The sequence below is a fragment of the Coriobacteriia bacterium genome, from assembly GCA_018368455.1.
In the GTDB taxonomy this organism is placed as follows: Bacteria; Actinomycetota; Coriobacteriia; order Coriobacteriales; family UMGS124; genus JAGZEG01.
The window spans coordinates 1-26,054 of record JAGZEG010000015.1 but is presented as its reverse complement, the minus strand read 5'-3'; the positions used below and the strand labels follow the sequence as shown (position 1 = coordinate 26,054).

At 61.7% G+C, this 26,054-nt stretch carries 3 protein-coding genes; 2 read left to right on the top strand and 1 reads right to left on the bottom strand.

What is annotated here, in order from left to right; translation table 11 throughout:
• Positions 1–153 precede the first annotated feature (153 nt).
• Positions 154–1,245 (bottom strand): DUF3089 domain-containing protein, encoded by a 1,092-nt coding sequence (locus KHZ24_09700; protein ID MBS5451461.1) that lies wholly within the window; start codon positions 1,243–1,245, stop codon positions 154–156.
• Between the two features lie 117 nt (positions 1,246–1,362).
• Between KHZ24_09700 and KHZ24_09695 the strand changes: the two genes are divergently transcribed.
• Both KHZ24_09695 and KHZ24_09690 read left to right on the top strand, forming a co-directional pair.
• A complete protein-coding gene (locus tag KHZ24_09695) occupies positions 1,363–3,084 on the top strand; it encodes a putative DNA binding domain-containing protein (GenBank protein MBS5451460.1) in 1,722 nt (573 codons plus the stop codon).
• 794 nt (positions 3,085–3,878) lie between these two features.
• Positions 3,879–25,796 carry a DUF11 domain-containing protein gene (locus tag KHZ24_09690; protein ID MBS5451459.1) on the top strand — a complete coding sequence of 7,306 codons (21,918 nt, stop codon included), beginning with the start codon at positions 3,879–3,881 and terminating at the stop codon, positions 25,794–25,796.
• Positions 25,797–26,054: the final 258 nt, after the last annotated feature.

Genomic DNA, 26,054 nt, shown 5'->3' with positions numbered 1-26,054 from the left:
TGCGCGAGGTCCTTACGCGAGTGGAACACCGCGTCCTGCACGCGTTTCGCAAGCGTCCCGGCCCCGGCGTCTGCTTTCCTTCGCGCGGAGGGCCCCTCTGCGAACCTTACGCGCAATGGTCCCGCGCCCCGAGCGCGTTCGCGCCGGCATCCCCTAGCGCCCCTCCGCGTACGCCGCCAGTCGTTTCTCGACGTTTTCCTGCAGGTTGCGATAGAAGAACTGGTAGTCGTACAGGTGGTAGACGCCGTCCTCGAACAGGCTGAGCCCGGCGGGGTAGTCCTCGGGGGAGACGCCGCTCACCTTGAGCGTGCCGCGCTCGGGGTCGATGCGCGCGCCGCAGAGCTGGGGGATCTCGCGCGTGATGACGCCGTCGTAGTCGGTGAAGCATGCGCCTAGGTTGAGCGCGGCCGGGGCGAGGTCGCTCGTCGTGACCCAGCTCAGCGGGTTGATGGCGAGCGTGCGTGTTCCGGCGGGGACCATGAGGGACGTCGTGACCTCGGGCGCTTCGGAGTTGAACGTGACGACGACGCCGGTGTCGAGTTCGCCGGCGGCGGCGCGCAGCCAGGGGCACGCGTCGCACTCCTCCTGCGTGAGCCGCCAGCCCAGGGCGTAGCACGCGACGAGACGTTCGCGCAGGTCGGCGGCGCCAAAGTAGTCGCGCACGAGCCGGATGGCCAGGTCGGCGCCCTGCGAGAATCCGGCGAGCACGAGCGGGCCGGAGGGGCGCTCGGCGAGGAAGCGCTCGAAGGCTGCGCGGATGTCCTCGTAGGCAAGGGCGAGCGCGCCGTCGAGTGCGGGGCCGTCGCCGTAAGCGGAGAGCGTGGCCTGCCGGTAGTAGGGGGCGAAGACGCGGCAGTGGGCGTCGTAGATGCCGAGCTCCATGTTGAGCGCGCCGAGGAAGTTTGCGCGGTCGCGGGCGTCGTCGAGCGCCATGTTCGGCGCGCCCTCGTCGCCGCCCGACGCGACCGTGGGGCAGACGATGAACAGGTCGGCGTCCTTGGCGGCAGCAGAGCCACCGGCGCCCTCGAGCCGGGCGGGGTCGGCAACGTCGTCCCAGTACACCCAGCTCGCGGCGTCAGCGTAGTCGGGCGCAGTGCTGCGGGCAGGCGAGGTGGCGTCTCTCCACTGCGAGGCGTCGAGGCTCTCGCGGTCTCGCTCGGTCGCCATCGCGGATCCGAGGGGCGCAACGGCGGACGCCACAGAGACGGCGGCCCCAACAAGAAACGAGCGACGCGATGCGAGCATGGGAGCCTCCCAGTGGTCTGTGCGTGACGGGCTGCCTGCGAGTGAGCGGAGCCTTCTCGCGGAGCTTGCCTCTGATTATCACGGACGCGTCCGAATCTGGGTAGATGCGGCGGGACAATGCCGCGCCCAAATTCCGCCCTCAGGTCCCGCCGCGATCACTTCTCTTTATCACTCAGGAACATTTCGCCCCATTTCCAGGGCGACCCGATCGACATATACCTCTCTGACCTGCAGTTTCCGTCACGCTTTTCCCGTGTCTGCCCAAGATTCTCTTTGCCTTCTCTTTATCATCTCAGTATCATCTCGGTATCAAAAACCGCTGGGGAGGCATTGCCACCCCGCTTTCTTGGCAACGCGTGTCGGAGGGATCGTATGGGTGAGGCCAGTCCCATGGAGCTGATCTATTCTCTCATCGGATACCCGGCGGAGACGGAATGGCTGGAATTCAAGGACGCCAACGCCGACCCCGAGCGTATCGGGCGAGACATCTCGGCGCTTGCCAACGCGGCCGCGTTCAATGGCAGAGAGTGGGGCTATAAAATCTGGGGTGTGGATGATGCGACAAGGCATCTCGTGGGTACTTCGTTTGACCCTCTGACCAAGAAGGCGAAAGGCAACCAGGACCTGCTCATCTGGCTCAGGCGATTCGTTTCGCAGAATGCGTCGTACGAGTTCGAGTCGGCTGAGGCGGGCGGCCTTGCATTTGTGATTCTCAAGATACGGGCTGCTCTCGGCCAGCCTGTTTATTGGAATGGCATGGCGTATATCCGCGAGGGAAGCAGCACGACTCGCCTCGAACCTGGCTCCGCGAAGGAGGCCGAGCTTTGGCGTCGGCTGCAGTCGGGCAATTTTGAAGGCCTGATCGCCGAAAAGGACGTAACTGCCGACGAGATTGAGGGGCTGCTCGATGTTCCAGCCTATTTCGAGTTGCTGCGCGTGAGGCGTCCCGGCGATCCGGGCGCCGTGTGGAAGGCGCTCGAAGAGCAGGGCCTTATCAAGCTGCAGGACAATGGGCGCCACGCCATAACGAATCTCGGGGCGCTGCTCATGGCGAGGGACCTCGGTTCTTTCCGGTCGCTGCGCAGCAAGGCCCTGCGTGTCGTGCGATTTTCCGGGGCCTCCGGACTGGACATCACTGACGATGTGACGTTTGACAAGGGATACGCGCTTTCGCTTCCCGAGGCCGAGCGCCACATCATGTCGATGACGCCTGCGACCGAAGGTGTCGACGGGGCATTCCGACGCATTCGCTCGGAGTATCCGCAAAGGGCGGTGCGAGAGCTGCTTTCCAACATGGTTATCCACCAGGATCTTTCCGACATGACATGCGGTCCCGTTGTTTGGATCTACGAGAACCGCGTTAAGTTTTCCAACCCTGGGACGACGCTCATCCCTGTCGAGAGGATGCTGAACGACCAGCCCAAGACGAGAAACGGGGCGCTCGTCAGGTGCCTGCGCCAGATGGGACTGTGCGAGGAGGGCGGTTCGGGCTGGGACCTCACGGTTGCGGCATGCGAGGCGCTCCATATGCCGGCGCCGCAGGTACGCAGCGAGGATGGGCTCGGCACCGAGGTTACGCTGTTCGGAGGACGGGCCTACGCGCGTATGACGAAGGCCGAGCGCAAAGACGCCGTCTATTGGCATGCCTGCCTGTCCTATGCCCAGGACGAACCGATGGGCAATCAGTCTCTGAGGGAGCGTTTTGGCCTGGATGATTCGAAGACGAGCTCGGTCGCGATGTCGCGGCTGATACGCGAGTGCTGCGACGACGGCATCATCAAGGAGGAGGACGAGGCGGCGGGCACGAAGTATCGCCGCTACATTCCCGCCTGGGCGTAGCAGAGGTGGCGTGCGGGCGGGATGCTCGTTCTCTTTATCACTCAGGAACATTTCACCCTGTCCAAGGGGAGCCATGCTAAGCACGTACTCCTCTGACCTGCGGTTTTCCTGCCAGGTGCTTCGGAGATCCCGAGAATTCTCTTTATCACGTCGGTATCATCTCGGTATCACGCGGTGCCTGTGACCCCTCGTCGCCCCGTGTCTCGTGGCTTGAGCGACTTCTTATATATATTAGTTGCGTTTTGCGGGGCACTGCCGTTCCGACTGTGACGGCGTGGTTTGTCTTAGGCGGCGTGATGTCATATGGGATCATGACGCTTGCGTGATGAACTGAAAATGGCCTTCAGCAAACCGAGAGCACTTGTTCCATAAAACTCATCGTTCATGCTGTGGCACCACAACCCACTGCGTTGTAATGGCGCGAAAGCTGCAGCTAGAAGTACCCGTGAAGCCCAAAGAACAACAACTGCAACAACTGAGCAACAGATGTACCAGCAGTGTTGACGTTGGTGGAGTCGACTCTTATTGTGGCAACTATGTATGAATCGGTACCTTCGGAGGAGTGCCATGTTTAACCGTCGACTCGAAGCTTTGGATGTGGGAAGCGCACGGGGGGTTGATGAGACCCCAGCACGTGCGGCGTATGAGGCGGGCCGTCTTGATGACGCCGCTCAGCACGCGTGTGATGAGAACGCGCGCGCCGTGACTCCCGTTTTGGCCAGGGGGGGGGTTGCCGTATGTCTCAGCGCCGCTCTCTAATCTGCGCGTTCGTTGCAATAGCTCTCTGTGTCGCGATGGCCCTTGCCAGCACGATGCACCTGAGCGCGGCCCTTGCTGACGAAGGTGCTGCTGGCGACTCTCCTGTTGCCGCCGAGGGCGTGACTCCCGAGGCTGGTCAGGGTGACGCTGGTGACGCCAACGGCAACGGTGGCACCTCGACACCCACCGGCGAGGCCGACGGCGCTGCCGCGGGCGAGGGATCGTCCGATGCCACGGCTGGCACGGCCGACGGCACAGCCCCGAACGCTGACGGTACCGTGACGGGCTCGGCCCCCTCCGCCGCCTCCGATAGCGCGACCTCCAACCCCGACGCCGGTGTGTCCCCCGCCGCTGCAGGGGATACGGTCGATACCGTGGTGGACGGCAATACCCTGACAGGCTGGGCTGAGCACCTGACGCCCGGCTCGGCCTCCACTCAGAATATCGGCCGCATCTGGACCGACAAGACTGTTCTTGATGGCGATGCCAGTCTGACGGGTGATGGCGCCTTCAGCGTAGCGAAGGGCAACTCCGATTTCCTCGTCGGCCTCTCCGCGCTCTCCTCGATGTCCACGATCACGAACGAAGTTACCAAGCCCCTCGATATCGTGCTCGTGCTCGATGTGTCGGGCTCCATGAACGACCCCATGGGCACTCCGCAGTATTCTCAGGTTGCCGCGAATAGCGTTTCGACGAATTCTACGGATAAGTATTGGATCAATGATAACGGTACATATCGAGAGGTGTACTACCACAGTACCGGTGCTTGGTGGTGCCAAGACAACCAAACGTGGTATTGGCCCTACAATAGAAATGGTCGCCCGGATTGGGGAAGCGCTACTCCCACCTACACCACTTTCTATCAAGTTACCAACTCCAAGATGTCCGCGCTGCAGGAGGCCGTTAACGGTTTCATTGATACAACCGCTCAGGAAAACGACGATATCGCCGATAACGATCTCAAACACCGAATTTCGGTTGTGAAATTCGCCAACAACCAGAGCACCACTGTTGGCAACAATACTTATACCGACCCCAGCGACGGCTCGACTGTCAACTATTCTCAAACGGTCAGCAATCTTGCTGCATACGATTCGAGCAATGCAAACAATCTGAAGAATCGGGTTAACGCTCTTGTGGCGGCGGGTTCAACGCGTGCTGATTACGGTATGACGCTTGCGGCCAACCAACTTGACCAGCGCGCTCGCACTGACGCCCAGAAGGTCGTCATCTTCTTCACCGACGGCGAGCCGAACAATGGCTCCGGCTTTGTTGACGACATTGCCAACGCCGCTATTCAGCAGGCATCGGCTTTGAATGCCAAGGACACGCTTACGTATACTATCGGCGTGTTCGACGGCGCCAACCCCGACGAGACCAGTCCGGACGCTTCGGCCTCCGGCAAGTTCAATGCTTACATGAACGCTATGTCCAGCAAGTACCCCTATGCTCAATCATTCGATAATCTTGGTAGCCCTGCGGGCACGCGCGATTATTACCGCGCCGCCGAAAACGCCGACCAGCTCTCGCAGATTTTCACCGACATTGCCGGCGAACTTCAAACCGAAACTTCGGAATCTCCCGTTGCCGCCTCGGGCGGTGCCGAGGGCACCCTCACCTTCACCGACCAGCTCGGTGAATACATGGAAGTGGACAGCTTCAAGAGCATCGTGTATGCGAACAAGCAATTTACGCCCGTACGCACCGAGAAAGTGGACGAAAACACCACCAGGTATGTTTTCGAGGGTGAAGTTTCCGACCCCGACGGCATATTCACCGAAGGCAACATGGCGAATATCGAGGTGCGCGTGACGAAATCCGCCACCCTTGCCGAAGGCGACACGGTTACGGTGACCATCCCTGCCAGCCTGCTTCCGCTGCGCAATTATCAAGCAAGCGTCGATAAGGACGACAATGTGACGTGGGATGGCGTTTCTGCCGCGTATCCCATTCGCGCGTTCTATGGCGTGAGCCTTAAAGACGATGCTGCTAAAGCGATCAAAGACGCTTCGGCCGATGCTGCGCTGCAAAGCTATATCGAGAACCATACTGTTGAACAGGGCGGCAAGAAGACCGTGAGCTTCTTGTCCAACCTGTACAACGGCGGAGAAGATGGCGCCACCATCTCGTCGTTCTCGCCTGCCAAGAACAACGCGTATTACTACGTGCAGGAAAACACGCCTCTGTATATGGATGAAGCCTGCACGAGGCCTTTGACGGAAGATAACTGGAATAGGTATGGCAACGAAGAGACCAGCATTCTCTATTACAAGGAAACGTTCTATCAGGAGAACGTGGGTAAGGCGCAAGAGGTAGTGTCCTTTTTCCCCGTTTCCACGTTTGCCGAGGGCGTTACCGATGGATTCATAATCAATACGGGCAGCTCCGACGGTTCTTACTATCTGGCTGCTGGCGCTCCGCGCCTGTCGCACATCCGTGACCTACATGATGCAAAGGCGAAGAACAACACCAGCACGGCCTCCAACACCGCCGACCCTCAGTGGAATGTCAAGGCCTTCAATGCTTCGACCATTAACACCAAGCTGGGCAACAACGGTAAGCTGTTCGTTGAGCTGCCGGGCGAGCTCCATGTGAGCAAGACCGTGACGGTTGATGACGGCCTGGACAAGACTCAGTTCACGGAAGGCGATAACGCCAAGAGCTTCAATTTCACCGTTCATGTTGACGGTATGGCTAACCAAACGGTGAAGGCTCAGGTTGTACGCACTAACGGCGGTGCTGTTGTGAGCTCCACGTTCGATTTCCCGCTTGATGGCAACGGCAGCCGTAGCCAAAGCCTCAAAGACGGCGAAACGCTGATCATAACGGGCCTGAACGATGGCGCGAGCTACACGGTGACCGAGAGTCTGCCGCAGGGCGAAGGTTGGACCAACTCCGAGAAGTCGGGCGACACGGGCACGATTTCTTCCACCACGCCCGCCCAGGCAAGCTTTACCAATAACTACACCGTGGAACCCATCGATTTGACCGACGGCATCCAGGCGCAGAAGACCTTCACGAACCTCGACACCAATACGCCCATGGATTGGGACGGTGCCACCTTCGACTTTGTGCTTGAAGCTGTTGGCGGCGGCACCGATGGTTCGGGTAGCCGCGATGTGAACAATAATCCTGTTGCTGTGGCAGATGTCCCCATGCCTGGAGGTTCGGACGCTGGCGTGAAGCACCAGACGGTGGCAAATGCCGACGCCTTCGGCTTTGGTGCCATTGAATACGCCAAGCCTGGCACCTACGTCTATCACGTATCGGAAGAATCGCCTAGCAAGGACGATTCCGATTGGCGTGCGGGCGTGGACTACTCCAGCGCTGTGTATCATGCGATCGTCGTTGTGGTAGATAACGGCGACGGCACGCTGTCTATCGACCAAAACGCTTCCGATATGTATATGGAAGTAGATGACGACAGTGCGGATGTCCACGTTGATGCCGATGTTGCCAACATCACCAACACGTTCCAGAGCACCGTGCAGAACACCAACTTCCTGGCGACGAAGAACTGGACCGACAATTCGGGCAGCCGCCCGGCGCTTGGTGACAATCAATTCAGGTTCGTGCTTGAAGCGGTAAGCGGCACGCACGGCGGCAACGCGGTGGACATCACGGACATTCCCATGCCCGCTAATGCCGGAGGGGCCATCGTGGGCCACATTGGCAGCTCGGTTGCGTGGGGTTCTGTGCCGTTTACGAATGCCATGGATGGCGACCATTACATCTATAAGTTGTACGAGCAGCAGCCCACGACCAATGGCAAGCTTGACGGAAGTCCGCTAGATGCGGGCATGCCGTCCGAAGCAAAGATGGTTGACGGCCACTGGGTCTATCGTGGCGTAACCTATGATAACGAGGTGTATACCGCTGAGGTCGAGGTGGGCGTTGATGAGGCCGACGACGGTACTCAGACAACCTGGACGCACATTACCTATAAAAACGCTGCGGGCGAAACGGTGGTTCAGAGCGACGGTTCTGCCACTGCTGAACGCATCCCCTTCTCAAACAGCTATGACGTGAATCCGACGCCTGCGCATGATGCGCTGCAGGTTCGAAAGACCATGGACGGCCGTAACCTGGCTAATGGCGAGACCTTTGTGTTCACGCTTGAACAGACTGCTGGTCCCACGGATGGTGCGACCGGTCTTGCCGCTACGGCTACGGTAACGGGCGATGGCAACGATAAGGTTGGCGTTGCCACCTTTGGTCAGCCTACATTCACCAAGGCAGGCACCTACACGTTCAAGATTCACGAGAATGGCACCGACGGCAATGGCCTGACGTATGACACGCATGATGCTTACGTGACCTACGTGGTGAACGATACGTCTGCGGACGGCACCGTTTTGCACACGGGTAATCTGCGTGTGGCCAGCCGCACGTTCGATAATTCGGACGGCCTGACCGAGGCCGATCGTGGCCAGGCTGATCTTGCCGCCTTCACGAATACGTACAGGGCCACCCAGACCTTTGGCGGCATCACGGTAAGCAAGACGCTTACGGGTCGCGCCATGGGTGCTAACGAATTCGACTTCACCATTGAAGCGCTTGATGCCGCAGGCCACGATGTTCCTGCCGGCGATGCCGCGTTCAGCACCGTGACGGGCGCCGCTGCAGGCACCGCGGAGCGCATGAGGGGCAAACTCTCGAGCCTGACCTTCACGCAGGCCGATGCGGGCGATACCTTCACCTATATTATTGATGAGGTTGAGCCGGCAGATGGCGATGCCGACAAGTTGGCGGGCGTCACCTATGACGACACGCGCTACAAGCTGACCATTGCGGTAACCGACAACGGCAATGGCACCCTTGATCTTGAGCACACTATTGTTCCCGTTGACGAGAACAACGATGCTACGGGCGCTGCCGTGACGGTTGCGGCGTTTACGAACCGCTACGTTCCTGCGCCGTCCGACCCCGTAACCCCCGAATTGAATAAGGTCTTCAGCGGTCGTTCCTGGACGGCAAACGACACCTTCGCCTTCGATATTGAGAAGGTGAGCTATGACGGCCGGACCAGCGGCGCCGATTTCGACGCGATGCCGATGCCTAAAAACGCGAATGGCGACACCGTCACGAGCGTGACGCTGAATGGAGATGGCAACCTCGCCGGCACGGCGAGCGGTACGTCCGTTGCGTTTGGTTTCGGCGGCTTGACGTTTGCCAAGGCCGGCACCTATGTCTATAGCGTGAGTGAGCAGCATCCTGCCGATGCGACCGAAACCGATACCGGCTGGGTTAAAGACGGCATTACCTACACCAAAGACGTTGCGCTCATTAGCGTTACCGTAGACGACCGTGGCACGGGTAAGCTCGAAGCTAGGACGCCGATGATTTCCTTCGGCACCTTCAACAACTACTACAACGCTAGCGAGTATTTTGACAGTGCGGTTGACTTCCAGCTCACCAAGACGCTGAGCGGCCACAGCATGGCTGCCAACCAGTTCCGGTTCAATGTGACCGCGCTTGATGGCACGGGCACGACTGCTGCGCAAACTGCGGCCAAGATCGGTCTGACGGGCGGCGCCACGACCATTCCCGTGCCTGGCAAGGCTGGCGACGAGGACGAGACCGTCACCATGATGGACGGTGCTCAGCAGCTGAGCTTCAACCAGGCTGACAGCGGCAAGACGTTTGTCATCCAATTCGATGAGGTGCAGGGCACGCAGGGCGGTTACACCTACGACAAGTCCGTGTATCAGATGTTCGTGACGCCCACCGACAACGGCGACGGCACCATGACCATCCACACGGTCATCAAGAGGATGCAGAACGCCACCGGTGCAACTGATGGCAAGACAGTGTTTGATAGCACGTGGAACCAGGGCGACCCTGCGACGGCTTCGCTCGACTTCGTGAACAGCTACGCTTCCGAGGGTACGCTGGCTCTGAGCGGCACGAAGACCGTGAACGCCACCAAGAGCGAGTACACCGGTGGTCTGAGCGGCTTCCAGTTCAAGATCGAGCAGGTTGATGCAAGCAACAACGTTATCGGGAGTGCTTCCACGGTGACGCTGCCCGAGGTTGCAACCTCGGATGGAAACGGCAACTTTACCTTCGACAATGTCACCTTCACCGAGGCGGGTACCTATCGCTTCAAGGTGAGTGAGGTCGTGCCCGCGGACGCCGATAAGGCCGCGGGTGTCCAGTACAACGCTGCGCCCATCTACCTTGACGTTACGGTGACCGAGAACGATGCCGACGGTTACGGCGATGGTCAGCTGAACGTGGCTGTTACTAGGGACGGCCAGGCTTTCGATCCCGCCACGGCTCTTGGCTTTACCAACATCTACGAGACCACCGACGCCGCCTTCACACCGAGCGTGACCAAGAAGGTGACGGGCCTCGACGCCACGCAGCACTTCACGTTCGAGATGGTTGCTGCCGATGACGCCACCAAGACGGCCATCGACACCAACGTCATCCAGAACTCTGGCATGACCAAGGACAACGGTTACAAGGCAACCGCGTCCACGGGTGTCGAGGGCGATGCCTTCATGGCCAAGGGCGCCGAGAAGACCGTGGACTTCAGCAAGCTCACGTTCACCAAGACGGGCACCTATACGTTCCAGGTGACTGAGGCCGGCGCCAACAGCGCACCTGAGGGCTGGACGTACGACGGTCATACCTACACGCTGAAGATTGTCGTGTCTGATGACGACAACGATGCCAAGCTGACTGCGCAGGCTTCCCCAGAGGGCGTCGACCAGGCACAGCAGAGCTCGACGTTTACCAACAGCTTCGGTGCCACCACCACCTACAGCGCGCAGGGTGGCCTGCAGGTGACGAAGACCCTGAACGGCCGTGCGCTTGAGGCGGGCAAGTTCAACTTCACCATCACCGCGAACGACAACGATTCGCAGGCGAAGCTCGATGCGCTTGGCGACGCAAAGGCTGACACCATTGCGTTCTCCAACCCCGAGGGCGCCATGGGCACGCCTGTTGCCATGGACAAGCTCGGCAGCCTTGAGTTCACCGAGGCCGACATCGACAAGACCTATACCTACACGGTGACCGAGGTGAAGCCCGACGACGCAGAGACCTCCATGCCGGGCTACACTTATGACGGCACGCCGTCTGCCACGGTGACGATCGAGGTCAAGCAGGCCAACGGTAAGATTTACACCGTCACCACGGTGACCAAGGGCGATAGCACTGAGACGTATAACTCCCAGAATGCCTCTGCGACTGCCGTTGTGCCGTTCGTGAACAGCTACGCCGCCACGGGTGAGCTCGATGGTTCCCTGAACCTCGCGGGCACCAAGGCGCTCCGGGACAGCGAAAACAACAACGTGCCGCTGAACGGCCGTCAGTGGACGTTCACGCTTGAGGGTGCTAACGATGCCACCAACGCTGCCATTGCGGACAGCACGGTGACCCTGCCGACTTCGAGTGCCATCCAGAACACCGACGGCACGTTCGCCTTCGGTAACATCACGTTCAAGTCCACGGGTGCTACCACCGTTGACTACACCTTCAAGGTGACCGAGAGCGGCGCTGTTCCCGGCGTCACGAACGACACCAACTCCGAGCGCACTATCGTCGTCCGCGTGACTGACAACGGCGACAGTACGCTGACGCCTGAGGTCGTGTCCAACCAGTCCGAGAACCTGGCCTTCGTCAACACCTATGGTGCCAACTCAGACACCCAGGTGGAGATCAAGGGCACCAAGACGCTCGATGCCAACGGGTACGACGTCACCCCCAACATCAAGGAGCAATACACCTTCACGCTTGCTGCGGCTGAGGGCATGCAGCTTGTCGGTGGCGACAACTTCGCCAACAACGTGAAGAACACCAACGAGAACGGTACCGGTACCGTCTCCTTCGGCAACCTCAAGTTCACGATGGCCGACCTGGATGGCGCTGACTACGTGGACGGCGTGCGTTCCAAGACGTTCACGTACACCGTGACCGAGGCTGGCGAGGTTCCGGGCGTCACCAACGACACCAACAACCCCAAGACGATTACCGTCAAGCTGACCGACGACGGCAAGGGCACCTTGACCGCCACGGTCGAGAACGCCACCGATGGCAACGCCTTTGCGTTCACCAATACCTATGCGCCGGGTTCTGCCACCAATGCTCCTGCAAACGTCAAGAAGGTGCTCACGGGTGACCGTGGCGTGGCGCTGCAGGACCAGGAGTTTGGCTTCGAGATGAGCGTTGCTCCCAAGGCGGGTACGGATACGCCTGAGGACGGCTTCACCATGCCCGCTGATGCGACGGCCAAGAATGATGCCAACGGTGACGTCAAGTTCGGCGACATCACCTTCACCAAGCCCGGCACCTACACGGTGACGGTCAAGGAGCAGGTGCCTGCCGACGACGACAAGGCCCCGTACATGACGTACGACGGCCACACGTACACCTATGACGTCGTTGTCTCTGCCGACGGCTCGGGCAACCTCAAGGCTGAGGCACAGAACTTCTCTACGGCTGACGGTGGCTCAACGTTCACGAATACCTACACGACGCCCAAGCAGGAGAAGGACGTCTTCAACGCTTCCGCTGCAGATCCCACGACTTCGGTCGATGGCAAGATGGTCGGCGTGGGCGACGTGCTCACCTATAAGGTGACGTGGGCCAACGACGCGCTCGACGCTCAGGGCAAGTCCGTCGCTGCCAATGTGGTCGTGACCGACGTGCTGCCCCAGGGTACCGAGCTCATCACCATGGACAGCGGTGAGCTCAATGTGCCCGAGGGAGCCGACTATGACGAGGCCACGCGCACGCTGACGTGGAACCTCGGCCAGCAGGCGGCTGGCGCAACCGGCACCGTTGAGTTCGAGGTCGTGGTGACCGACGCTGCCGTGAACTACGACGACATCAACAACACCGCGACGATCGTGATTGGTGACAACTCCAAGAGCACTGACACCACGCACAACACCATTCCCAAGAAGACTGTCGACGGTAAGCCCGAGGTCGAGGGCGACGTCCAGGTTGGCTCTGAGCTCACTTACACCATCGGCTGGGCCAACACGACGGGTGAGACCGCGAACGTCAAGGTCACGGACGTCCTGTCCGAGGGCCTGACCTTCGTGGCGGCCGAGGGCGGCGCCTATGACGAGGCCACCCGTACAGTTACGTGGAATCTGGGGAACAAGGACAACGGCACCTCCGGCACCGTCTCGGTCACCGTCAGGGTGAACGAGAACGCCGTGAAGGTTGACGCCGACAACAGCAACAAGGCCACCATCCAGGTGGGCAACGACTCGTCCTACACCACGAACACGGTGCCTGACTTTGGCCCGCAGACCGGTAGCCTGACCATCTCTAAGACGGTCGTTGGCGAGGATGCGCCTGAGGGCCAGTCCTTCACGTTTACGCTGACCGGGTCCGCGGCTGATACCAACCTGAGCGGTACCTACAACTACACCGGCACCAACGGCAAGGCTGACGGCACGGTGACGTTTACGAACGGCCAGGCCACGGTCAAGCTGACCGCCGGCCAGTCCATCACCATCTCCGGTCTACCCGTGGGAGCCACGGTCCAGGCCAAGGAGACTCCGGTCACTGGCTTCACGGTGAGCGCCAACCCGCTCTCCGCGACCATCGATGCGGACGATTCCACGACGCAGGAGCTGGCCTTCACAAACACCTACGGCGGCAACGAGAACACGAAGGACGTCACAAACAACAGCGCCGAGGATCAGAAGGCCTCCGTCAACGGCAAGCTGGTGGGCGTGGGCGACACCCTCACCTACACCATCAACTGGAAGAACGACGCGGTCGATGAGAACGGCGTGGCTACCAAGGCTAACGTCACGGTGACCGACGTCGTGCCCCAGGGCACCACGCTGGTGGCAGGCTCTATCTCCAACAACGGTAGCGAGTCCAACGGCACCATCACGTGGAACCTCGACGAGCAAGAGGCTTCTGCTTCCGGTACCGTGTCTTTCCAGGTGAAGGTGGACGAGAGCGCTGTCACGTACGACAGCATCAAGAACACGGCTAGCATCACGGTGGGCGAGAACGAGCCCAAGTCCACCAACGAGACCGAGACGTTCGTGCCCAAGAAGGAGGAGACGACCAACCCCGATAGCATCGAGGTAGGCCAGACGCTGGAGTACAGCATCTCCTTCAAGAACACCGATGGCGAGGGCGCTACGGCTACCGTCGTGGATACCCTGAGCGAGGGGCTGACCTTCGAGGGCACGAGTAACGTGAAGGTTAACGGCGAGGATTGGGATAGCCTTGAGCTGAACGTCGGTGACAGCACGCTCACGTGGACGATCAACAGCCTGCCTGCCAACGCCGATGTCGTCATCACATTTAAGGCCACGATCACCCGCGACGCCCTGTCCTCCGTCAACAACGGCGCCAAGGTGAACGGCCATGAGTCCAACGTGGTCACCACGCCGGTGCCCACTGACAACGCCAAGCACGTCAAGGATACCGACGGCGCCGTGATCGACGGCAAGCTGGTTGGCGTGGGCGAGACGCTCGAGTACGTCATCGACTGGGCCAACGAGAGCACCAACGAAACCGGCGACGTGACCATCGTCGATACGCTGCCTACGGGCGTGACGCTCGTCGATGGCACGATCACTGATGGCGGCACCTACAGCGCCAATGAGCACACCATCACGTGGAACCTTACGGGCAAGCAGCCCGGCGAGCGCGGCTCCGTCTCCTTCAAGGTGACGGTCGATAACGATGCCGCCACGGCCGGTGAGGTTGCCGACCTGGTGAACACGGCTACGGTGAATGGCAACGAGGTTACCGTCACCAACTCCGTGCCTGGCAAGAAGGCCGAGAGCGCTGAGGGCTCCGGTACCACTGTCGGCGACATCTACGTAGGCAAGGAGCTCACCTACACCATCGCCTACAAGAACACCGAGGCCACGGCGGCTGACATCACCATCACGGATAGCGTGCCTGCTGGCACCGAGTTCGTGAAGTTCAATGGCGATACTGCCGATAAGGGCGTTAACACCAACGGCGCTCTGACCTGGACGCTCGAGGGCGTCGAGCCCAACACCGCGGGCACCGTTTCCTTCACGGTTCGCGTGACGGAGGCGGCCGTCTCCGCCACCAATCCAGTCACGAACCAGGCCACCATCACGATTGGCGACCGCGAGTCCAAGACCAACACCACGACGAACCAGGTGAGCAAGGGCGCACTGGCCATTTACAAGACGGTGGACGCTGGCACCACGGGCGCTGACATCGACACGAACCAGACGTTCGAGTTCACCATCACGCTGACGGCCCCCGATGGCACGCCCATTACGGGTACATACGGTTACGATTACAGCGACGGAACGCAGGGTACGTTCGACTTCGATGACGTGACCGGCAAGGCGGAGATTTCGCTCAAGCATGGCCAGTCCATCATGATCAACGGCCTGCCCGCTGACGTCAGGTACAGCGTCGAGGAAGCGTCGGTGGCGGGGTACTCCTCCACGTCTGAGGGTGCTAGTGGCACCGTCCCGGCCGGTAAACGGGCCGATGCTCGTTTCACCAACACCTTCACGCCTACCTCGGCCGAGCACACCCCCGAGGTGACGAAGGTCCTCGCGGGCTTCAGCAAGACGGGCCTCGTCGAGGGTGCCTACACGTTCCGGATGAGCGTGGCCCCGAAGGCTGGTACCGGCACGCCGGATAATGGCTTCTCGTACACCAAGGATGCCGAGGGTAACGACTTCACCACCGCGTCCAACGCCGCTCCTGCGGAGGGCGAGAACTCGGCTACTGTGACGTTTGCGCCCATCACGTTTACGAAGGTCGGCACCTACGAGGTGACGATCACTGAGGCCATCCCTGGTGAAGGCACCCCTGCCTATGACGCCACGGTTACGTATGACAAGCACTCCTACACGTACGAAGTGACGGTGACGGCACAGGACGGCAAGCTTGTTGCTACGCCGTCTGCACAGCCGGATGACGAGGACGCAAAGTTCACGAACGAGATCAAGACGGGTAGCCTGTCCATCTCCAAGAAGGTCACGGCCGACGCGGGCCTGACTGCCCCTGCGGGCAAGAGCTTCACGTTCGAAGTTGCTGCCAAGGGTCCTGACGGTGCTGCCCTGAGCGGTGAGTACGCGTCCGTCACAAAGCTGGCCGATGGCACGGAGACGCCTGGAACGGTGACCTTCACGCCTGATGGCGTCGCCACAATTACGCTCCAGGCCGACGAGACCCTGACCATTCAGAATCTCCCGGCCGGCACGGTCTATGCCGCGAGGGAGACGAATCTCCCCGACGGCTTTACGCTGAGCACTATTGACGGGAAGACGGTTCTCAAGAACGCCGAGGGTACCATCGAGTCCAACGTCACGACCGCCCATACGTTCGCCAACAACTACTCGGTCATCCCGGGCACGCTCGTGGGCGAGAACGATCTCGCGGGTGTCAAGACGGTTGCTGGTGGCGTCTGGTCGGGTGATCTGCCCGAGTTCCAGTTCACGCTGGTTCAGGTCGATAGGGACGGAAACGAGCTTGCAGAGCCCGACCCGAATGTGACGCTGCCGGATGCGCTGGCGAAGTCTGACAAGGACGGCGCGTTCCACTTCGGCGACATCGTATTTAAGATGCCGGGCGACTACTACTTCCAGATCACTGAGACCGATGAGGGCAAGGCTGGCTGGATCTATGACGACAAGATCGTCAACATCAAGGTCAGCGTAACCAACAACGGCGATGGCACGCTTGCTGTTGCCAAGGTGGCCACTGCCTCTGATGCCATTGAGTTCGAGAACACGTACAACGCCGAGGGCACGTTCAATCTGACGGGAACGAAGGCGCTGAACGGCCGCGCGCTCAAGGCAGACGAGTTTGGCTTCGCGGTGCTGCCTTCGAATGTCGATGCACAGAACCCGACCGAGGTGGACTTCCTCGCGACGGCGACGAACGATGCCGATGGCAACGTTGTGTTCTCCCCGATCTATTACTCGGCCCAGGCCCTCAACGAGGTAGCTGCGACGGAGGGCAGCAACGTCACCAAGAATGCCGATGGCACCTGGACGGTGAGCTACAACGTCATCGAGCTGACGGGCGAGATGCCCGCCGGTGTGACGGCCGATGCGTCGGTGTTCCGGTACGCCGTGGTCGTGTCGGACAACCATGACGGCACTCTGTCGGTTGCTCCTGCCGAGGGTATAGTGGCGCCTGCGTTCGTGAACACGTACGGCAAAGACGCAACGGCGTCTGCAACCATCGCAGGCGTGAAGACGCTTGATACTAACGGCTTCACGGACGTCCTTGATATCGCGGGCAAGTACACGTTCTCCCTTACGGCTGAGGATGGCGCTCCGTTGAACAAGGCGGAGGGCTTCAAAGACGAGCCCACGAACCAGGCCCCCGCTGAGGGCTCCAACTCTGGCTCGGTCGTGTTTGGCGATCTGATGTACACGATGGCCGATCTGGCTGATGTCGAGCCCGGTGAGAATGGAGTTCGCAGCAAGCAGTTCACCTATACGGTTAACGAGACCGGTTCCGTCGATGGCGTTACCAACGATGTCGAGCCCAAGAAGGTTACGGTCACGCTGACGGACAACGGTAGCGGAGAGCTGTCTGCCGAGGCGACGGGCTTCGAGTTTGTGAACAAGTACACGCCTTCTGACATCACCAATACGCCGGTTGACGTGGTGAAGCGGCTCGAGGGCAACCGCACCGAGCCGCTCAAGGCTGGCGAGTTCACGTTCGAAATGAGCGTGGCGCCGAAGGCTGACACTAATACGCCGGCTGATGGCTTCACGATGCCCGACGGCGGCACGGCTCCCGTGACGACGACCAACGCCGCGCCTGTCGAGGGCGGAGAGGCGAACCAGGGCGCTGTGACGTTTGGCAACATCACGTTCACGAAGGCGGGCATCTACACGGTGACCGTGCGCGAGGTCGTGCCTGCCGAGGGTTCTGGCGAACCCTTCATGACGTACGACGATCACAGCTACAGCTACGACGTCGAGGTCACGTCGGGCGGCTCGAAGCTGGTCGCGAATGTGATTGGGACGAGCGTGTCCGGGTCGCCCGTCTTTACCAACACGTATACGTCCCAGGACAACACGAAGGACGTCGTGAAGACCGACGCCCCCGAGACGACGATCAACGGTCAGCTCGTGGGCGTGGGCGACCAGCTTACCTATAAGATCAACTGGGTGAACAACGCGGTCGATCCTGAGACAGGCAAGGCCATTGCGGCAAAGGTGACCATCACGGACACCGTGCCTGCGGGTACGAAGCTCATCCGCATCAACGATGAGGGCACGCAGGACGAGAGCGGGATGATTACCTGGTCGATCGAGGCCGCAGCCGGTCAGACCGGAACGGTGAGCTTCGACGTTGTGGTTGACGAATCTGCTGCAACCCCGGTGGACGAGATCACCAACAAGGCCACGATCAACGTGGGCGGCCACGACTACAACGTCGAGGTCAAAAACGACTTCCCCAAGAAGACGGTCGAGCAGCCTTCTGAGGATGGCGTCCAGGTCGGTGACGTTCTCACCTATACGATTCAGTGGGCCAACACGACCGGCGAGACTGCCGATGTCGTCGTGACCGACGCGTTCATGAATGGTCTGCAGCCGTTTGCGGATCACGAACAGGTTGTGGTTGAGGGCGCTGAGAACTATCAGGTAACCGCGCTGGGCGGTACCGATGACGGTACGGTTGTAACTGTCACTATTGGCGAGGTTCCTGCTGGCTCGTCTGGCACGGTGACCATCAAGGCACAGGTAACCGACAAGGCGCTGGTCGTCGACGAGCTGACCAATAAGGCCACCATCAAGGTTGGCGACAACTCCGAGGTCATCACCAACACCGTCCCTGGCCCCGAACTCAAGACCGGCGACCTGTCCATCACTAAGAACGTCGCACTGTACGACGAGAACACGCCTGCCCCTGAGGGCCAGGAGTTCGAGTTCACAGTCGAGCTCAAGGACAAGGCGAGCCAGGCTCTCGCGGGTACGTACGACGTCGATATCAATTACAACGGTGAGACGACGGAGACTGCTCAGGTCACCAATGGTGGGACGCTGAAGCTCAAGGCTGGAGGTACGGCCGTCATCAAGGGCCTTCCCGAGGGCGCGAGCTACCGTGTGAGCGAGACGCCTCTCGCAAACTTCAGGACGTCCTACGATGCCGGCGAGGGCGACACGAGCACGGGTACGATCGCTGCTAACGAGACCTCTGCGGTCGTCGTGACCAACACCTATGCCCCGTCGCATGGCATCCTGCCCGGCCCGCAGAACCTCAAGGTCTCCAAGACGTTGGAGGGCCGTGGCTGGCAGCCGAACGAGCAGTACACGTTCCAGATCACTGCTTCTGACGTGAGCCCTGAAGACACCCCGATGCCTGAGGTCACCGAGATCGTGGCGACGGCTGACAACCCGAGCCCGAGCTTCGGCGACATCCAGTACAGCAAGGCGGGCACGTACACCTACCTCATCACGGAGACGGGTAAGTCCGGTGACGCCAACCTGACGTACTCCACGGCACAGTACGAGGTGGTCGTGTCGGTGTGGGGTACGGACGATAACGGCGCGCTCAGGGTGTCTTCGATAATGACGAAGGTTCTTGGGACCGGCTCCGATGCTGAGCAGGTTGGCGAGGAGCAGGTTGACGGGCACACGGAGTGGACGGCTAACTTCATCAACGTCTACACGCCGGTGGAGCAGCCGGAGAAGGACGTCCTTGGCACCGACGAGAACGGCGAGCCCACGACGTCGATCAACGGCCAGCTTGTGGGCGCGGGCGATACGCTCACGTACACGGTCGAGTGGGCGAACGACGCCATTGACGATGCTGGCAATGCGGCTGCGGCGAAGGTCGTGGTGACGGATGCGGCGCCGGAGGGCACTGAGTACGTGCACGGCAGCGCCAAGTTTGTTGGCGCGGAGGCAGGCGCTGAGGGCTACAGCGTGTCTGTCGCGGATGACGGCACGATCACGTGGACGATCGAGAACGCTGCCGCCAACGCCTCTGGCATGGTTTCCTTCCAGGTGAAGGTGACAGATGACGCCGTAAACAACGACCCCATCACGAATACGGCCACGATCAAGGTCGGTGACAACGATCCGAAGACCTCGACGGAGACGACGAACGACTTCCCCAAGAAGACGGTCGACGGCAGGCCCGAGGTCGAGGGCGAGATCAAGGTCGGTGACGAGCTCGTCTACACGATCGAGTGGGCGAACACGACGGGCGCCGCAGCTAACGTCACGGTGACCGATGTCCTGCCCGCGGGCCTCACGTTCCTCGAGGCTTCCGACGGCGGTGTCCTCGGTGAGAACAACACGGTGACGTGGAGCCTGGGCGAGCAGCCCGACGGCGCCAACGGCACGGTGAGCGTCCGTGTCGCGGTGAACGACGCCGCCCTCACGAGCACCATTGACAACCAGGCGACGCTGAACATCGGCGACAACCCGGCGATCAGCACGAACACCGTCCCCGGCCCCGAGGTCACGCCTGCTAATGGCAAGCTCGTGATCGGCAAGCAGGTCACGATCGAGGACGGCCAGGGCATCGACGAGGCTCAGGCCAGGGGCAAGGACTTCAAGTTCGAGGTCTCCGTCACGAGCGCCACGGGCGAGACCGTGACTGGCGAATTCCCGTACGTTGGCCAGGGCGGCGCCGCAGACGGCGAGCTTGAGCTCGCAGCTACCAGCGGCAAGGGCACCGTCACGCTCAAGGACGGCCAGTCCGTCGAGATCTCCGGCCTGCCCTCCGGCTCCACGTGGACGGTGACCGAGATCGAGGTGCCTGACGGCTACACCACTCGTGTCGACAGCGGAGCGAACAGCCCCGAAGAGGCTGGCGAGATGGTGGAGGGAACCACCCTCACAGGCACCATCGCGGGCGGTCAGGCGCTTGCCACGGCCTTCTTCGAGAACCACTACGCGGTCACGCCCACCACGCTTGAGGGCGCAACCAACCTCGTGGTGACGAAGGATCTCCAGGGCCGCGACTGGACTGAGAACGACGCGTTCTCCTTCGCGCTCTCTGCGAACGAGAACGACGAGGCCACGAAGGCGGCCGTGGATGCTGGCAATATCGTGCTGCCCGAGAACGCCTCTGACATCGCGATCGACAGCACCATGCCCGAGCACAAGGCGGCTTTCGACGACATCACGTTCAAGCAGGCCGGCACGTTCCAGTTCTACGTTACCGAGCTGCTGCCCGAGGGCGCCACGCCTGAGAATGGCTACACGCTCGATGGCATCACCTATGACGCGACGCAGCGTCTTGTCACGGTCAACGTGAAGGACAACGGCGACGGTACGCTGACCGCCGGCATCGGCTCCATCACGGTGCCGGGCGAGCAGGAGGGCGAGCTGGCTGATGCCTCCCTGACGTTTACCAACATATATAAGACGGGTGAGACGACGGTCGATACGAACCCGACGGACACCTCCGCCCTGTTCACGAAGTCGTTCATGGGTAAGAGCTGGGGCACGGAGCTCTTCAACTTCCAGATCGTCCCGCAGGACGGTGCACCGGCGTTTGCTTCGGGCGAGACGACGGTTGATGCCGGGTCACCCACCGTTGAGGCTGACGATGCCGTTGATCCTGGCATGGATGCCGGCAATGCCGACGCTGGCGAAACGAAGATGTTCGGCTTCGGCACGGTGACGTTCGGTGACGCGAACATGCGTGACGCCGAGGGTAACCGCGTGTTCGAGAAGACCTTCACCTACGACGTCTCCGAGATCATCCCCGAGGGTGCTGCCAAGGCGGAGGGCCTGCCTGACGGCTACAAGACGCTCGGCGACATCACGTACGACGGTCACCACGCCACGCTCTCCATCACGGTGACCGACGATGGCAAGGGCAACTTGACCGCCTCTGAGCCGGTCATCACGGGCGGCGCTAACTGGTCGAACCTGTTCGAGTCCGGACAGGTTGACTTCGGTGACGCGGTGAACGTCCAGATCGCCAAGACGCTCACGGGCCGCGACATGACCGAGGGCGAGACGTTCTCGTTCGTTGCCACTGCCTCCGACGCGGCCTCGGCCGACCGCCTGGGCCTCTCCGAGAGCGGCACGACGTACCACACGTCCGCGGCGCTCGACGGCGAGACGGCCACGACCCCGCTCTTCGAGGGCCTGGTCACCGATGTTGAGGGCAACCCCGTCTCCGGCATCGTCTTCACGCAGGAGGACGTGGGTGCGTCCTACAGCTTCACGGTCTCCGAGGTGGACGACGCCAAGGGCGGCGTCACGTACGACGGCACGACGTACACGGTCACGATCGCTGTCGGCCAGAACGAGGCGGGCCAGCTTGTCGTGACGACGACGGTTGCCGGCTCCAACGGCGAGACCCAGACGTACACGCACACGCAGGGCGACGCCGACGGCGCAACCCCGACGCTGACGTTTGCCAACACGTACAGCGCAAAGGGCCAGCTCGGCGGCGAGAGCAACGTCAGCCTCGACGCCACGAAGGCGCTTGTCGGCCGTCCGATGGCCGATGGCGAGTTCTCCTTCGTGGTCACGAACGCTGCCGACGGCTCTATGGTTGCGACGGGCTCCAACGCTGCCGCCGAGTCTGGTGTCAGCGCGGCGATCGACTTCTCGACGATTGTCTACACGACGGAGACGCTGAAGGCCGACGCCCAGAACGGCCTGGCCGCGCAGGGCACCAGCGCTGAGGGCTTCGTCACGTACACGTATACCTACCGGGTCTACGAGACCACCGCGGCCCTCGGTGCCGCTGGCATCACGCCGACCTTCCCGGTCGACGAGAACGGTGCCGCGACGTACTACGAGGTCACGGTCACGGTGACCGACAACGGCAAGGGCGCGCTCACGCCTTCCGTCGCGTATCCCGAGGGCATGAGCAGCCTGCCGTTCGAGAACCGCTACGGCAGCGCCGAGCCCGAGACGACGGCGATCGTCGGCGCGAAGACGGTGGTGGGCCTGCCCGAGGGCACGTTCCTCCAGGCCGGCGAGTACAGCTTCTTCGTGCGCCCGCTCACGGACGGCGACCCCAACGCCGCCGGTGCCACGACGCTCTTCGCTGACGGTACGACGAACACGGGCACGTTCAGCTTCCCGCTCGCCTACGAGATGGATGACCTGAACGCCTCCGATGCGACGACGTCCGACAACGGCGACGGCACTGTCACGCGCACGAAGACGTTTACCTACGAGGTGAGCGAGATCAACAACGGCACGTTCGGCGTGCGCTACGACGAGACGGTCTTCTACGTCGACGTCGTCGTGACCGACGACGGCCATGGCTCGCTCGTGGCCGAGGTCCAGCCTGCCTACACAGCGGACGGCGCCCAGTTCGACCAGCCCAGCTTCACGAACGTCTTCGGCGAGGACATCACGTTCACGCCGCAGGGCGAGAAGTGGACGGAGGCCGCCGACGGCGTCAACCTCGACGGCAAGCGCTTTACGTTCTCGGTGACGGACTGGGAGACGGGCCAGGTTGTCTCCACGGGCCTGTCCGACGCGCGTGGCGTCATCACGTTCACGCCCATCACCCTGCGTGGTGAGGGCACGTTCTACTACACAATCAGCGAGGTCTGGAGCGGCGCGGCCAACCCGGAGAACGGCATCGGCTACGACACGACGACCTATACGCTCGAGCTGACCGTGACGCGTGACGGCAACGGCACGTACGACTACCAGGCGTCCTACCGTGACGACACGACGGGCGAGCTCGTGGCCGCGCCGTACTTCACGAACACGTACAACCTCAAGGGCACGAGCATCAACTTCTCGGCCACGAAGGAGATCAACGATCCGCACAGCAAGGCGGGCTTCCGCTTCGACGTTGTCGACGACGCCACGGGCCAGGTCGTCACAAGCGGCGTCAGCGACGCGAGCGGCAACGTTACGTTCGGCTCCATCTTCTATACGTACGACGCAACGGCCTCGGTGCTGCCCGACGTTCTCAACCAGACGGCTGACGCGGCGAGCATGGCCCTGGCAAACGCCGGCTTCATCCCGACGGTCGTGACGGGCGACGCTGCCCCGACGCCTGAGCAGGCCGGTGTTGTCTATCGCGTCATGGCCGACGGCGCGGACATTGCTGCCGGTACGGCGATAGCGACGAACTCCTCGGTCGAGGTCTACGTCTACGGCCCGTATGTCGAGCCGGCCGCTGCGCCTGAAAACAGCGCCGCTGCCGACGATGCCACGACTGAGCCTGTCGAGCCCATTGAGCCCGCCGATCCGGTGACGCCCGATGTGCCCGCGGATACGACGGATCCCGCCGAGGGCGCAACCGAGAACACGGACATCCCGGCCGCCGAGCCCACGCCCGACGAGACGGTTGTCTCTGAGGAGGAGGGCGTCGAGCCTGAGGCCCTGAGCGAGGAGACCGTCGCGGACGAGACGGTTCTCGACGTGGCAGCTGACCTGCTCGCCCCGACGGTCGCTATCGCCGATGACCAGGGCGCCGAGCCCTACGCCATTGAGCCGGTCGATCCGGGCATGCAGCTCATCTCCAGCGACCTTGGCGAGCACCACTACACGATCTACGAGGTCAACGACGGCCAGGACGGCGTTACGTACGACGGCGCTCTCTACCACGTGACCGTGAACGTCACCGATGCCGGCAACGGCACGATGGCTGCCGCTATCACGAGGATCGAGCGCACGGGCACGGACGGTTCCATGAGCGAGATCACGCTCGAGGGCGCCGATGGCATGGCGAACGTCGTGTTCACCAACACGTACAAGGCCATCTATCCCGCCAAGGTCACGCTCGAAGGCACGAAGACGCTCATGGGTCGCGACGCGGCTGACGGCGAGTTCACGTTCAGCGTGCTCGACGCCAACGGCAACGTCGTGGCGGGCGGCATGTCCCTCGCGGCGCAGAACGGCCAGCCGGGCGCCATCCGCTTCGGCTCCTTCTCCATCGCTGAGCCTGGCGACTACGTCTTCACGGTCGTCGAGAACAACGCGGGCAGCACTCTGGCCGGTGTGACGTATGACCGCATGGCGTACACGGTCAACATCCACGTCGTCGACAACGGTGACGGCACGCTGAGTGCTTCCGTCGCCAGCATCCTGGACGCCGACGGTTTCGACGTCACGGCTGAGGGCATGGAGTTCGTCAACACGTACAAGGCGACGCAGGGCACGAGCGTCACACTTGAGGGTACGAAGACGCTGACGGGCCGTGACATGGCCGACGGCGAGTTCGCCTTCGTCGCCACGGGCGCGGACGGCCAGATCTGGGCCACCGCGTCCTCCAAGGCGGCCTCGGACGGCCAGCCTGCGGGCTTCACGTTCACGCCGATCACGTTCGCCGAGCCCGGCGAGTATGACTTCGTCCTGAGCGAGGTGCACGCTGGCGAGACGATCGATGGCGTCACGTACTCTGATGTCAGCTTTACGGTACACGTTAGCGTTGTTGACAACCTCGATGGCACGCTGAGCGCGACGGTGAGTTACCCCGAGGGTGGTGTTGCGTTCACGAACGCTTACAAGCCCACGGCTGGCGACGCCGCGCAGGTGACGCCGGTTGCCACGAAGTCCCTGACCGGTCGCGACCTGAAGGGCGGCGACTTCACGTTCGCCCTGACGGACGCGGCGACCGGGCAGGTTGTCTCCACGGCAACGAACGCGGCCGACGGCTCGATCAGTTTCCCGGCGCTGCGCTTTGAGGCGGAAGGCGAGTACGGCTATGTGATCTCGGAGGTGGCGGGCCGCGAGGAGGGCATGACCTATGACGCCTCGACGTATCGCATCCAGGTGAGCGTGGCCGATGACGGCAAGGGCAATCTCGTGGCCACGGCGGGCTACCCCGACGGTCCGGCAACCTTCTCGAACAGCTACGAGAAGCCCGAGGAGCCCGAGCCCCCGACGCCGGACGAGCCCGACACATCCGTGACGCCCGGCGGCGATGAGCCGAACAAGCCGAGCATCCCCAAGACGGGCGACGCGACCGGCCCGATGGCGTTCGTGAGTGCCATCATGGGTGCGATTGTCCTGACGGGCGCTGGCGTTCTCGTGCGCCGCAAGACGCGCGAGCAGCAGTAAGCAAGTAGTTAGTGCGATAGGATCGAACGAGGGCCCCGCCGCTCGGCAGATAGCCGGGCAGTGGGGCCCTTCTTTTTGCTTATGTTCCTCCTTGTGTCCGTTCCGTGGTCTCGCCCCTCCCCCTTGCGCGGGGGGCGCGCCCTCCGGTATATTACCTCATCGCGCAACGGCGGGGCCCACGGGCACCGCGGGGCGCGGCGAACCTTGAGAGCCGGATACTGCGAGAGCAGAAGGTCGATTTAGACGACGGTAAGGAAG